Annotated in this window: 11 protein-coding genes and 1 pseudogene; 7 read left to right on the plus strand and 5 right to left on the minus strand. The window is 66.3% G+C overall.

Annotated features, from left to right (window positions below; all coding sequences use genetic code 11):
• The 3 genes from AB0I06_RS00005 to AB0I06_RS00015 all read left to right on the plus strand — a co-directional run.
• The coding region (locus AB0I06_RS00005) for a cbb3-type cytochrome c oxidase subunit I (RefSeq protein WP_363116410.1) at nt 1-731 on the plus strand (731 nt) is incomplete at its 5' end.
• Complete coding sequence (locus AB0I06_RS00010) at nt 728-1,087, plus strand: hypothetical protein (RefSeq protein WP_363116411.1); 360 nt, start codon at nt 728-730, stop codon at nt 1,085-1,087. The genes AB0I06_RS00005 and AB0I06_RS00010, both read left to right, overlap by 4 nt.
• Nucleotides 1,088-1,175: 88 nt before the next feature.
• Entirely contained in the window at nt 1,176-1,445 is a 270-nt protein-coding gene (locus tag AB0I06_RS00015) for a VOC family protein (RefSeq protein WP_363116412.1), read from the plus strand.
• On the opposite strand, the gene AB0I06_RS00020 is transcribed toward AB0I06_RS00015, so the two are convergent.
• Nucleotides 1,411-1,827, minus strand: a complete 417-nt coding sequence (locus AB0I06_RS00020; RefSeq protein WP_363116413.1) for a DUF4259 domain-containing protein — start codon at nt 1,825-1,827, stop codon at nt 1,411-1,413. The two genes, AB0I06_RS00015 and AB0I06_RS00020, sit on opposite strands and share 35 nt — an antisense overlap.
• Before the next feature lie 61 nt (nt 1,828-1,888).
• Nucleotides 1,889-3,490: an ISL3 family transposase gene (locus AB0I06_RS00025; RefSeq protein WP_363116414.1), complete on the minus strand. Its 1,602-nt coding sequence runs from the start codon at nt 3,488-3,490 to the stop codon at nt 1,889-1,891.
• Between the two features lie 367 nt (nt 3,491-3,857).
• On the opposite strand from AB0I06_RS00025, the gene AB0I06_RS00030 reads away from it, so the two are divergent.
• Together AB0I06_RS00030 and AB0I06_RS00035 are read left to right on the plus strand one after the other, a co-directional pair.
• Nucleotides 3,858-4,412 carry a GNAT family protein gene (locus AB0I06_RS00030; RefSeq protein ID WP_363116415.1) on the plus strand — a complete coding sequence of 185 codons (555 nt, stop codon included), beginning with the start codon at nt 3,858-3,860 and terminating at the stop codon, nt 4,410-4,412.
• A gap of 92 nt (nt 4,413-4,504) precedes the next feature.
• Nucleotides 4,505-4,924: pseudogene (locus tag AB0I06_RS00035) on the plus strand (transposase); the annotation flags it as partial.
• Between the two features lie 24 nt (nt 4,925-4,948).
• Here AB0I06_RS00035 and AB0I06_RS00040 read toward each other — a convergent pair.
• Nucleotides 4,949-6,118, minus strand: coding sequence for a hypothetical protein (locus AB0I06_RS00040; RefSeq protein ID WP_363116416.1), 1,170 nt, complete (start codon nt 6,116-6,118; stop codon nt 4,949-4,951).
• A 646-nt stretch (nt 6,119-6,764) separates the two neighbouring features.
• Between AB0I06_RS00040 and AB0I06_RS00045 the strand changes: the two genes are divergently transcribed.
• Entirely contained in the window at nt 6,765-8,471 is a 1,707-nt protein-coding gene (locus AB0I06_RS00045; RefSeq protein ID WP_363116417.1) for a M4 family metallopeptidase, read from the plus strand.
• 353 nt (nt 8,472-8,824) lie between these two features.
• Here the strand turns inward: AB0I06_RS00045 and AB0I06_RS00050 are convergent, their stop codons facing one another.
• On the minus strand, nt 8,825-9,484 hold the full coding sequence (locus tag AB0I06_RS00050) for a TetR/AcrR family transcriptional regulator (RefSeq protein ID WP_363116418.1): 660 nt from the start codon (nt 9,482-9,484) through the stop codon (nt 8,825-8,827).
• A 180-nt stretch (nt 9,485-9,664) separates the two neighbouring features.
• Here AB0I06_RS00050 and AB0I06_RS00055 point away from each other — a divergent pair, with 180 nt between their 5' ends.
• On the plus strand, nt 9,665-10,906 hold the full coding sequence (locus AB0I06_RS00055) for a YncE family protein (RefSeq protein ID WP_363116419.1): 1,242 nt from the start codon (nt 9,665-9,667) through the stop codon (nt 10,904-10,906).
• Here AB0I06_RS00055 and AB0I06_RS00060 read toward each other — a convergent pair.
• Nucleotides 10,899-12,773 carry a cellulase family glycosylhydrolase gene (locus tag AB0I06_RS00060; protein ID WP_363116420.1) on the minus strand — a complete coding sequence of 625 codons (1,875 nt, stop codon included), beginning with the start codon at nt 12,771-12,773 and terminating at the stop codon, nt 10,899-10,901. The genes AB0I06_RS00055 and AB0I06_RS00060 overlap by 8 nt on opposite strands.
• Between the last annotated feature and the right edge of the window lie 32 nt (nt 12,774-12,805).

The raw sequence follows: 12,805 nt of genomic DNA on the forward strand, positions 1-12,805 counted from the left end.
CCGGCGGTGTGCTGCTGCCGTTCTTCTCCTTCATGACGTTCCTCATCGCGGTCCCGACCGGTGTGAAGTTCTTCAACTGGATCGGCACCATGTGGCGCGGAAGCCTGTCGTTCGAGACGCCCATGCTGTGGGCGACGGGCTTTTTGATCACGTTCGTGTTCGGCGGGCTGACAGGTGTGCTGCTGGCCTCGCCGCCCCTCGACTTCGCCGTCTCCGACTCGTACTTCGTGGTCGCGCACTTCCACTACGTGATCTTCGGGACGGTGGTGTTCGCGATGTTCTCCGGCTTCCACTTCTGGTGGCCCAAGTTCACGGGGAAGATGCTGGACGAGCGCCTCGGAAAGATCACCTTCTGGACCCTGTTCACCGGCTTCCACGGCACGTTCCTGGTCCAGCACTGGCTGGGCGCGGAGGGCATGCAGCGGCGGATCCCCGACTATCTGGCGGTGGAGGGGCTGACGACGCTCAACACGGTGTCGAGCGTCTTCTCGTTCCTGCTCGGGATGTCGATGCTGCCGTTCTTCTACAACGTCTGGAAGACGGCCAAGTACGGCAAGCCGGTGGGCGTCGACGACCCGTGGGGCTACGGCCGCTCCCTGGAGTGGGCCACCTCCTGCCCGCCGCCGCGCCACAACTTCCTGGCACTGCCGAAGGTCCGCTCCGAGTCGCCCGCCTTCGACCTGCACCATGCCGAGGTCGCGGCGGCCGAGCGGGAGCTGACCCTCCGGTGACGGCGACGGACGAACCACCCGCCGATCTGCGGGCGTTCCACAACGAGGTCGAGGGCCATCTGCTCGCGGCAGCGGCACGCGAGGAGGCTCGCAGGGCCGCGGCCCGAGTGATGGCCGGGCTGGACTGGCTCCCGGAGACCCGACGGGCGGAGATGGAGGCGCTGTTCGCGGCGGAGCATCTGACCCTGGCCCGGACCTCCTGGCAGCGCACGGCCCGGCGCGGAGAGGAACTGCGCGGCGAGTACGAGGCGCGGTACCGCAGGCTGCGCGCACGACTGCTGGCCGGATCCCTGCTGGGGGTCACACTGCTGGTGGCGGTGGTGCTGGTGGTGTCGGCGACGGCTTGGAACACCTAAAGCAGGGCCGGAGCCCGCAAATCCGCAGCCGCCGGCGCTCATACTCCAGCCGTAGATCATGATCAGGTGTCGTGAGACGCTGCCCTTCGTGATCGCGAAGCTGCAGTGTGTGGTGTTGGACTGTGCCGATGTCGTTGAGCTGTCCCGGTTCTACCAGTCCCTTCTCGGCGGCGTGGTGAACCAGCCGGATCCGCGGTGGTCGCTCGGCGACGGCTGGGCGACGCTGATCCGGCAGGTCACCCGTTCTGTCTCGTCCGGGACTGACAGGAGTGGTTCTGTCCACGAGTACGGGTTCTGGCACGACTTCCGTGAAGCGGTCACGATTAGTGATCATCGGGTGCTTCGAGTGCTTGGATGATCTGTCGCACTTCCTGGCGCCACTGATCGGCCTCGGAGCTATCCACCCAGCCGGTTGCCATTTCTGATCCGTCCTGGAGAACCAGGTCCAGTGCGAGTCTCGCCGACGCGCGAAGGGAGGCTGGCAGTGTGGGCAGCGGTTCGCTGGGGCCGTCGTCTAGGTCGATCACGATGGGGCTGTCCGGGAGGGTGCTGGCGACGAGAGCGCCAGCGGCAACGGCTTCGGCCCCGTCTCCGCCGTCGACGCGTTCTCCCGAGTCGGTGACACGCTCGAATGCCCGCCCCAGCACGTCAATGACCTGCTGGTGGGGAAGTCCCGCAAGTTCATCGACGAAGTCTGCGGCGAGGTCGCTGTCGAACGGGCCGGCTCCCCACGTTCCCATGCATGGCTCCTGATACGGCTGTCTCGGACGCAGACATGGTTCCAAAAGCAACTGACATCGGTCACGGGGCGAGGAGGATCCGCTTGCGGACCAGTGCGAAGCCAGCGCGACCGAACATCTGGCGCTTGAGCATCTTGATCCGGTTGACGTGTCCTTCGACGACGTCGGAGTTCCAGGGCAGGGTCAGGCCGGCGATGACGGCGTCGCGGTCTCGGTCGATGCCCGCCGCGAGAGTGTGGAGGCTGGGAAGGTCGTCCTGGCGGACGGCGTCGAGCCACTGCGGAAGCCGTTCCCCCTGCCGCTCGGTGAGCATTTCGGCGAAGGACCGGACGTGACCGGTAAGGGCGTCGAGTTCAGGGCAGTTGGCCAGGACGGCCTTGAGCCGGAGCTGTTCGATCTCGGTCAGCGTCTCGGGTCGGTTGAGGATCCATCTCGTCACCACGCGGGGTGCCGGCGGTTGCGCGGTGACCGGCCGTGGTGAGGTGCGCTTCTCTCGCAGGTAGGCGCTGACGCGGCCGTAGCTGCCTCGATAGCCCAAGGGAACGATCTCCTCCCAGAGCTCCCAGGCGTTGGTGCAGCCCTCGTCCCAACGTTCGTCCAGGTAGGGCTTGTACTCGTCGAGGACGGAGGTCCTGTTGTGCTGCCACTGGCCGCGAAAGAGGTCTTCCGGCCTCGCAGCGTCGGCGAGGCTTTTGACGGTGCGGTGGATCATGTGGAGCTGACGCCCGATGGAACGGCGGGTGTGGCCAGCTTCCAGCAGCGCGTGAACCGTGGCGTGCCTGGCTCGGACGCGGTTGGCGAACCGCTCGCTCCGCCATGGAGAGTCCGCCTTCTCCTCGGGCGGCGCCGGTTCATCGACCTTCCCCTCGCGGTCGGGGACCAGGACGCGAAGGCACTGGCGGTGGCGGGCGACAGCCCGCTCAGCGGCCTCCCCGAGGTTGTGCCACAGATGCCAGCGGTCGGCGACCTGCGTCGCCTGGGGTGCCCCGGCTGTGGCGCCTTCCGCGAAGAACGGCGCGCGGTCCCGGCAGAGGATCTCGATCCCGGGACGCTTCTCCAGCCATGCGGCCAGGCTGGACGCTTCCCGGTCATGCAGCATTTCGACTGGCCGACGGGGCTCGACGTCGACGAGCACCGTGCCGTAGACCCGTCCTTTGCGTGTGGCGTACTCATCAACACCCACCACCCGCGGGGCGGGAACTTCGGGTTCGGGCAATGCATTGAGCAGACGCAACACCGCGCTGCGGCTGATGGACACCCCGAATGTCTGGGCCATCCGAGCGCCGGACCGGCCAGCGAGGGCGAGTCCCACCGCGGCGAGAGTCGACCGTAACCGCTCCATCCACCTGCTGTGCCCCCGAGTCAGCCCCGGCATCTGCTCAGCGAACGTCCGCCGAGCACACGAAGACTCCGGACAGAAGAACCGCCGGACTCGCACTTGGAGGACCACCAGACGTCCCCCACTCGGAACGTCCGCAGGAAACCGCAGGTAAGAGCTGTGCACCCGGGTCGACTCGCTCCCACAGTCCGGGCATGCCGCCCCGGCCGCCGTACTGCAGACGTCGATGCGTATTGCCTCGGGACTCACGTCCAGCGACAGCACCGACACGTCCGCGACGGACGGTAACAGCAGGCCCTCCAGACGGGGCGACGTCTCTTCCACGACGCCGCACTGTCGACCACACCAAGATTTTGGCCCTGGTCATTTTCAGGCAGCTTCCCCGAACCTGATCGGAGCACCAGCCTTTACTCAGCGTGCGCGCTTCACGGAAAGCGAGCCAGAACCCGAGAACGGGCAGCGGATGTACACCAGTTTGGGAGGCAGCCGCCATCCGAGAGGCAATCGAAATGTTCACGGGTTTCGACAGCAGCACCGGCACGGAGAGGTTGCTGCCGGGTGCGATGGTCGGCACGGCACTGCGGACTCACCGCCCATCTGGAGCGTCCGCCTTCGCCGCGGACGTACGCGCCCCCAACCGTCCAGATAAACGGATGGTCGAGGGCGAGGGTGACGCGGCAGGATGCTCCCCATGACCTTGCCCACCCCCGAGCTGCACACCGCCCGCCTGCGACTGCGGCCGTTCACCGACGCCGACGCGGCGTCGCTCTACGCGCTGCACAGCAGCACTCACGTGCTGCGTTACTGGGACTCCCCGCCGTGGACCGAACCGGCCCGCGCCCAGCGCTTCATCGCGACCTGCCGGACGATCGAGGAGGAAGGCACGGGAGCGCGGGTGGCCGTCGACCGCGTCTCCAACGGCGCGTTTATCGGCTGGTGCGGCCTGACCAGTTGGAACCCAGACTTCCGCAGCGCGTCCCTGGGCTACGTCTTCGATGCCACCGCTTGGGGCCACGGCTACGCCACGGAGACCGCGCACGCCGTCCTGCGGTGGGCGTTCGACACCCTGGACCTCAACCGCGTCCAGGCCGAGACCGACACACGCAATGTGGCGTCCGCCCGGGTACTGGAGAAGCTCGGATTCGTCCGCGAAGGCACCCTCCGCGAGGACTGCGTCGTCAACGGCGACGTCTCCGACTCCTGGGTCTTCGGTCTCCTCCGCCGCGAGTGGACGGCCGGCCGCTAGGACAGACCCGCCCGCCTTTCGGTCACGATGAGACGGTGGCCGCAGGTCACAGCACAGATCCCGACCGTTGGCGGGAGGCGTTCGAGGTGGCCATGGGCCGGATCGCGGGCCGGATCGCCCGGGTCGAACGACGGCTGCGGGCCGGGCGGTTGGTGCTGGGCCTGCTGTCGGATCTGCCGAGGAATAACTGCTGGACAATCGCGGAGTGGGCCGGGGAGGCCAGCCCGCACGGCATGCAGCATCTGCTGTGCCGGGCCGTCTGGGACGCCGACGCGGTCCGTGGTGACGTGCGCGACTACGTCGTCGAGCACCTGTATGACGAGGCCGCGGTCCTGGTGGTCGACGAGTCCGGCGACGTGACGAAGGGCAGCCACACGGTCGGGGTTCAGCGCCGGTACACCGAAACGGCTGGACGGATCGAGAACTCCCAGGTCGCGGTCTGCCTCGTCTACGCCGGCGAGCGCGGGCACGCGGCGGTGGACCGGGAGCTGTACGCCCCGCGCTCCTGGACGTGGGGAGCGCGAGTTCGGTTCTCGTCATCCTTTTCTTGTTGAGCTCGCCTCGAACCCGCGTTCGGCTCCACGTATGTTATTCAAGACGTCCTTGCCCTGTCGATCTACCAGCCGTGTGACGCTCTCTTGCAGAATTCCGAACAGGACTGCCCATGCAATAATCTGCGGTGCGCTATCCAGATTCGAAAGACCTGGAATAAATCCACCATGGATCAGAACAAGGCCCATGAGGGCAGCCAAGGCGCCGACCGGAATTCGAAGTAGTACCAGCATCAAGGGAACTGAATACGGGGTGGACGTCCCTTGAATACTTTTCAAGGAAACGGCCGCCGCGAAGGCTGCCGCACCTGATCCGAATGCCATGACAAGCAAGACGTCCTGACCCGTTTCCGAGCGCCCGATCGGGCAGATCTTAGGTTTGGCGGGGTCTGGAGTGAAGCAAATGTTCGACGCAATCGAGGATGGCGACAAAAAGCCCCAAAGGATGAACAGGCCAGAAATAACCGTTGTCGTTATTACTGACGCAAGCAATATATTTCGAAAGCTCCGAGCCTTCGCCCGCTCCTTTTCTTCTACCATCTGCGCAGCTAGCAGCGTAGTGACAGCGAGCTCACGCAAGTCTTCGGTGAGCTTATGGCCGTTGTTACGGAGCTGCTTCTCCAATTTGTCGCGGCGGGGATCTTCGCTGCCCAAATGCTGCCGGGCGTTTGCGAGTACGAATGGCCCCCATTCACTGAGCTCTTCCTTGGGAACGAGGCGAAGGATCTTGATTTCTGCCCGGTGTATATTAGCGAACGCCCGGTCGATGTCAGCTCCAGAAATTATCGACCAAAGATTCTTTTTGCGGTCTGCCGCCTGCCGCGCAGCATTGAGATGCGTTTCTATCTTGGCTGCGATTTCCCCTTCATGTGGCGCAAGCCCTTGAGGCTTGAGTGACCTGATTCGATTGAGCTGACACTGGAGTTCTGCTATGTGCGCAACGGTACGCTGCCACCATGAGGATCTAGTGTAGCCAACCACATCTTTATCTGAGTCCAGAGCCATGCTCCTACTGGGCGGCATGATTTGCCAACCTTTCGCATATGCAGGCGGTGACACTTCGGTGCCGAATGCGGTTCGGACAGTGCCTTTCATGCTAAGCACATCGCAGTCCAGTTGCATCTCAGAATTGGCGATACTGAAATCATCCGCCATTCAAACATCAAGAGGTGAAATCGTCGAAGTGTCAAACATTCATGGGGAGGCAGCACACGGCACCCATCCCCTGTCGCGATGCCCGGGGAATTCATCGACGCTACGGCCTTGATCGCAGGTTCAAGATGCGACGCGGATGCGCTGAACCTAATTTGGACATACGGAGTTCCGCTCGCAACTCGCCCGTTTTGACGCAGTCTCGACCGAGGAAGAAGAGGTGCGTTATGGCAGAGAAATTGTCACGGGCCTGGACGGCGGACGAGGATGCTGAATATCGGCGATCACGCGGTCCGGTCGAGCGAGGTCACCGGCGCGATTATCCTCGACCACGGGTCACCCTCCGACCCGCAGTCGCTGTTTGACGATCCATCGGGACCGCCTCGCCCGTCCACGATCAACCTCACCTGACCCGCAGGCTGGGAGCCTCGAGGTTATCGGCTTCGGACGGCTCCCGGCGTTTGATGGCACAGCGCCCTGCCCCCCTCGCCCACCGCCCGTTGGTGAGTGAGAGCGCGGCAGAGAGGGCGATGGCAACCCCGGTCGGTTTCCGGGTATCGCTCCAGCCCCTGCATCTGCATACGCTGCACCTCGTCGAAAGCGAGTTTTTTCGCGAAACCCCACACCCTGCTCCGTAAGGAATAAGGTCATGCCCAACCAACAAGCCGCAGACAATGGTCTGAGCAGCTTCTCGTTGCACACATTCGACGCGTCGTCGTCCCGCACCATCGCGCAATTGCAGGAGGAGCAAGCTGCACGCCCCAGCGTCAGGCCGGAGGGGCTCGAAAGTGAGCGCGACCTCGATCCTGAGATGGCGGCGCGTCGCTACCTCGACCAGGCCCTGGCAAGCGCGACGGTGCCGTCCTTCAGTGCTCCGGTGGCGAACGGAGTCACCAGCCGGTTCAAGACGATCGGCACGGAGACGATCCCGCTCACCGACACCCGCACGGTGAAGTTCCGTCAGACGCTGAATGACATCCCGGTCTACGGCTCACTGGTGACTGTAGAACTCGACAAGGCCAACGCTCTGATCGGCATCGACTCAGCTCTCGGCGAGCCCCAGGAGGTCGACCCGGTCGCCACCGTCTCGGCGAGCGACGCCCTGGCAGCCGCCGCCACCGCGCCGCATGGTTATGTACCCGTCCTGGCCGGTGTGGTTCCTCGCCTGAACCACTACTTCGACGCTACCGCGTCTCGCTGGCGGCTCGTGTACATCCTCGAAGACGTGCCGGTGACCGTGGACCACACAGTTGAGTCTCAGTTGGGCCAGGAAAGCACATTCGAGCCGCCCCGGTTCGTCGACTACGTGGTGGACGCTCACGACGGGCACGTCGTATCCGTCTTGCCGCGCACACCCAGCATGACCACTGGTGAAGAGCAGACGGCGACCGACAGCTTCGACGTCAAGCGCACCTTCCTCGTCTCACGGCAAGGCGAAAGCCTGGTCATGGACGACCCCATCCACAACGTGCAAACCTTCGGCTTCAACTTCGGTGACCCCTCCGTCGACCGTGATCGGCTGCCGGGTGCCCTCATCACCAATCCGCCGACCTGGACACCGAGCGCCGTCAGCGCCCACGCCAATGCCGTCGCGGTATCCGAGTTTCTGCGCAAGGTGCTGCGGCGGGACAACATCGACGGACGAGGTGGTCCCATGCGGTCGACCATCAACTGCGTCGTCGCCGACAGCAGTCCCGGCCTCAAGCAATGGATCAACGCCTTCTGGGACGGCCGGCAGATGGTGTATGGCCAAGTGCTGCATGGAGTCGAACTACGCTCTCTGTCCGCCAATATCGATGTGGTGGCGCATGAGATGTTCCACGGTGTCACGGACCACACCTCACGTCTGGAGTACGCATTCCAGTCAGGGGCCCTCAACGAGTCCTACTCCGACATCTTCGGAACGATCGTCGCCAACTCAGGGAAGGAGGATCCCCGCACCTGGGACTGGCTGCTGGGTGAGAACCTCCTGCCCGGGGACAAGCCGTTCCGTGACCTGTCGGACCCGCCTCGGTTCAGGCAGCCGGCGCACATGGATCAGTTCCGCGTGCTGCCCAACACCCAGGCTGGTGACTGGGGCGGGGTGCACGTCAACAGCGGGATCCACAACAAGGCGGCCTTCCACCTGTTCACCGCACAGGCCGACGACGGCTCACTCAAACTGAGCCCAGCCGAGGTGGCGGCCATGTTCTATCTGGCCCTCACGCAGCGCCTATCGCGAACCTCGCAGTTCACAGACAGCCGACGCGCGGTCGTGGCCAGCGCGCGGACTCTGTTCCGAGTACTGCCCGCAAACCAGCTGACCTTCAAGGTCGCCGCAGTCGAAGCGGCCTTCACTGCGGTCGGGATCCTTTGAACTTCGCGGCACGCTTCATGTTGAGGCACAGAAAGCGCCGCTGAGATTGATCTTGCTGAGGTGCTCGCCGGGCGGCAGGTGAACGTCACCGTCCCGGGCATGAGGAGGCAGCCGCAGCCGGCTCCGTGACCTGCGCCAGGATGTGCCGTCCCGCCCCGGTCAGCCACGAACCAGGCGACGTACTCCAGCGTCGCCGACCGCCGGTCCAACCCCCGACCGTTCCTGCTCGCCAGTCGCAGGCGGCCGACGCCCTGGACTGGACGCGAGCCTGCGTGGCCGGCCCCCGCCGACCGCCCACTCGGCAAGGGGACGGAACGGTCAGCGGTGACCGGAGAAGCCCCCGGTCCCCGGCCTCACCCCTCCGGCTTCCACCCCGGCGGCCACAGGATCCCCAGCAACTGCCGGACCAGTTCGTCGACGACCTCGTCGAGGGTCGCGTCGACCCAGCCGGCGCTCCAGTCGTGCAGCAGGCCGTTGACACTGCCGATGAAGCCCGTCGCGGCGAGGCGGTAGTCGCGGGGGGCGGCCTCTCCGCGTGCGGCGGCGGCGTCGGCCTCGGCGCAGATGAGGTCGACCCAGCCGGCCCGGCGGGCGAGCCGCTGCTCCTCCAGGCGCGGGCTGACGCCGATGATCTCCACGAAGGTGATGCGGATCCGGCGCGGATCGGCCGCGACGTTCCCGGCGTAGGCGCGGAATATCGCGGTGGCGCGTTCGACGAGCGGCAGGTCCGCCGCGCCCACTGCCGCCTCCAGCACCGCCGCCTCGGCCCAGCCGTTGACCTGGAGGTGCAGCGCGGCGAGGACGTCCTCGAGCGTGCGGAACTCCTCGTAGAACTGGCGCGTGGACAGCCCGGCCGTCTCGCTGAGCGCCGCGACCGTGGTGGAGCGGAAGCCGGGGGTGTCGCCGAACAGCTGGAGGGCGGCGTCGAGGAACCGACGGCGCCGCTCGGCCTGCCGTTCCTCGGCGGTCTTGCCGCCGTAGCGGCCGGTCGGCGCTCTGAGTCTGCCCGGCACCGGCTCTCCTTTCGTCGTTCGAACACTGATTTTGTCGTGCCCGCGGTCTTGTGGAGGAGCCGCCCCTTCCTTACTTTGCAGTAAGTTCGCTCTGAAAGCACCTGTGTTCAGAGTTTCGCGCGCCCAGCTTTGGCATGTCCCACTCACGCCGCTCACCCCACAGCAGAGAGGGGAGCAGTCATGCCCGTCTTCCGACGCCGGCACCTGTGCTCCATAGCCGCAGCCCTCGCCCTGACCGCCACCGCCACCGCGGCCGCCCCCGGCTCCTCCGCCGCGCTGCGCGAGGTGCTGTTCGTGGGAAACAACTGGGAAGGCACCGCCGACGTCATACGGTCCTCCGGTGACTTCGCGAAGATCGGGCGGATCGACGTCGTCCCCGACAAGGACGAGCGGATGGCTGTGATCAACGCCGATCCGATCAAGTGGATCTACTTCATGGCGATCCGCAACAGCGTCGGCGAGGGCCACGACCAGTTCGTCGACGACATGTACTCCACGCCGGACGGGAGGTCGGTGGTCGTGTCCCGGCCGAGCTTCGCCGACGTCGTCTCGATCGACCTCGCCTCCGGCAAGCTCAACTGGCGCTTCCCCGTGTCCGGTTACCGATCCGACCACATGGCGGTCTCCCCCGACGGCAAGCGGGTCGCCGTGTCGGCGTCGACCTCGAACACCGTCCATGTGCTGGACATCGTCTCCGGCAAGGAACTGGGCAGGTTCGGTACCGGCGACAAGCCGCACGAGAACATCTTCACGCGGGACGGCAAGTACATCTACAACATGGCGATCGGGGACGTGAACACGCAGACCGACGCCCCGTGGCTGGACTGGACGAAGGGTGACCGGCGCATCACCGTCGTCGACGCCACGACGTTCAAGCAGGTGAAGGTCATCGACATGCGCCCGCAACTCGACGCGCTCGGCCTCAAGGACTACTCCGACGCGGTCCGCCCGGCCGTCTTCTCGCCCGACGAGTCGAAGCTGTACTTCCAGGTCTCCTTCTTCAACGGTTTCTTCGAGTACGACATCGAGGCCGACAAGATCACCCGCACCAAGACCCTGCCGAAGAACCCCGCGACCGGCGACGACCGCACGACCTTCGTCAACGACTCGCGCCACCACGGCATTTCGATGAGCCCGGACGGGCGCAAGCTGTGTGTCGCGGGCACCATGGACGACTACGCCACCGTCGTCGACCGCGCCACCCTCCAGGAGGGCCCGCTCGTCACCGCCTCCAAGCCCTACTGGGCCACGGTCAGTGGTGACGGCAGGTCCTGCGTGGTCTCGGAGAGCGGCACCGACCAGGTCACGGCCATCGACTTCGCCACCGGGAAGAAGGTCGTGTCCGTGCCGGTCGGTGACCACCCGCAGCGCGTCCGGCTCGGCCATGTGGCGGCCGACTGGACGAGCCCGCCGGCTAGTTGACCCTCTTCGGGTCCACCTTCTTCGCCGCCCACGCCGTCAGTTCGGAACGGGCCTCGGCGAGCAGCTCCGCCGAGGGAGCCGTCGCCCCGTTGGTCACCAGCGCGTAGTGCAGGACGCCCGAGTCCGGCGCGGTGAGCAGCAGGCGGCGGCTTCCCGTGCCGCCGGGCTCCCGCGCCACGCCGACCGGGGTCGCCGCCGTGTAGGCCGGTGGGCCGTGGACCGTGTCCAGGTCGGAGACGACCGTGGTGGACGCGGTGGGGAAGCTCGCCGGCAGGTGCAACTCCGTGGGCGCCGGGCCGCCGTCCGAGCGCCACAGCAGCAGCCCGTACTGGCCGGATCCCACCAGCTGCCGCACGCTCGGCAGGGAGGCGGGGACCGGGTTCCAGGTCAGGGTCGCCGAGCCGTCCCGGGAGCGGTCCTCGTAGGTGAAGCCGACGGTCTCGCCGGCCGTGGCGCTCGGGTAGAGGCGGTCCAGCAGCCGGGCGTCCTGGCGCAGCACCGGCTTGCCCGCGTCGTCGAGGCGTACGGCGGACAGGTCCTCGTCGTTCCAGGCGTCGCCGGTGGTGAGCACCTTGTCGGGGTTGCCGTTCATCAGTTCGTGGTGGCGGCCGTTGTAGATGTCCCACTGCCATTGCGAGCCCGAGAGCACGGGCCCCGAGGCGCCCGGGTCGGACCACCAGTCGGCGCCCTTGAGGCGGGAGTCGAGGGCCTGGTACATCGCTTTGAGGACGGTCGGCGCCTTGTCGGACACGGATCCGGCCAGGGGGTGTCCGAACTCGCTGACCACGGCGGCCGTCTGCGCGGCGGCGGCCCGGTCCCGGACGGTGCGGAAGTCACCCGCGTACTGGCCGTCGGCCGCCTTGCCCCACATGAAGACGCCGGAGATGGCCTTCTGGTCGTAGAAGTGGGTGTTGAAGACGTAGCGCGGCCCGAGATTCCCGGCGTCCAGCAGGCCGCCCTCCTGACGCTGGAAGTCGAGGTTGGCGTTCCAGAAGAGGTTGGGCTCCACGAAGGCCGGTTTGTCCCGCCAGCCGGCCGCGTCCATCCGGGCCCGGAACTTCTCGTAGAACGGCCAGAGCACGTCCTTCTCCCAGGCACGGCTGGTCTGCCCCGAGTCGTAAGCACCCGCGTGCGGCTCGTTGTAGGGGTCGAAGCCGGCGATGCCCTTGAACCGGTCGGCGTCCAGGTGCTGCCGCACGTACGCCATGGTCTTCTCGGCGGTGGCGAGGAAGGCGTCCTGCACGCCGTGCGCGTTGTGCCAGAAGTCGTGGGCGGCTCGCTTCACGGCCTCGTTCTGGGTGATGTTCTGCCCCCAGAAGAGGCAGATCCCGCAGGACTCGTCCGGGTAGTTCCCGGCGTCCACCGCCCACTGGGGTGCGCCGTCGCCGGTGTACCAGCTGTCGTCGTCGAAGAGGTACCGGGAGTAGAGATCCTGGTGGAAGTCGGGGTAGACGCGGATGCCGGCGTCGAGGAAGGCCTTCATCTGGTCGGTGGCGGCGGCCAGGTAGGCGGTGTCCACCTGGCCGCGCCGGGGCTCGGCGTAGGCCCAGGAGAGCAGGAAGCGGACGGTGTTGCCGCCGCCGAGGGCGCGCAGGGCGGTCGCCGACGTGCGGGCGTCGGCGACCGACGCGAAGGGCAGGCCCTTGTTCTCGGCGAGTTTGGTCTCGCCGGAGACGTTGTAGCCGCGCAGCACGATCTCACGGCCGTGGGCGTCGGTGAAGCGGCCGTCCCGCACAGTGACGGTGGGGTCGTCGAACCAGAGCGCGTCGGGAGGGGGCGTGGCGGTGGCCGGCGGGACGCCCGCCACCGCCACGGAACCGAAGAGGACGATCAGGACGACCAGGAGACGCGCTCGGATAGTCGGCATGTCCACTACAGTCCGGCGATATCAGGACACCG

This window comes from Streptomyces sp. NPDC050674 (genome assembly GCF_040654575.1).
Classification (GTDB): domain Bacteria; phylum Actinomycetota; class Actinomycetes; order Streptomycetales; family Streptomycetaceae; genus Streptomyces.

Coding starts and splice junctions, on each gene's coding strand:
- AB0I06_RS00020 (WP_363116413.1), bottom strand. CDS start 1,827: ATGGGAACGTGGGGAGCCGGCCCGTTCGACAGCGACCTCGCCGCAGAC.
- AB0I06_RS00030 (WP_363116415.1), top strand. CDS start 3,858: ATGACCTTGCCCACCCCCGAGCTGCACACCGCCCGCCTGCGACTGCGG.
- AB0I06_RS00040 (WP_363116416.1), bottom strand. CDS start 6,118: ATGGCGGATGATTTCAGTATCGCCAATTCTGAGATGCAACTGGACTGC.
- AB0I06_RS00045 (WP_363116417.1), top strand. CDS start 6,765: ATGCCCAACCAACAAGCCGCAGACAATGGTCTGAGCAGCTTCTCGTTG.
- AB0I06_RS00055 (WP_363116419.1), top strand. CDS start 9,665: ATGCCCGTCTTCCGACGCCGGCACCTGTGCTCCATAGCCGCAGCCCTC.
- AB0I06_RS00060 (WP_363116420.1), bottom strand. CDS start 12,773: ATGCCGACTATCCGAGCGCGTCTCCTGGTCGTCCTGATCGTCCTCTTC.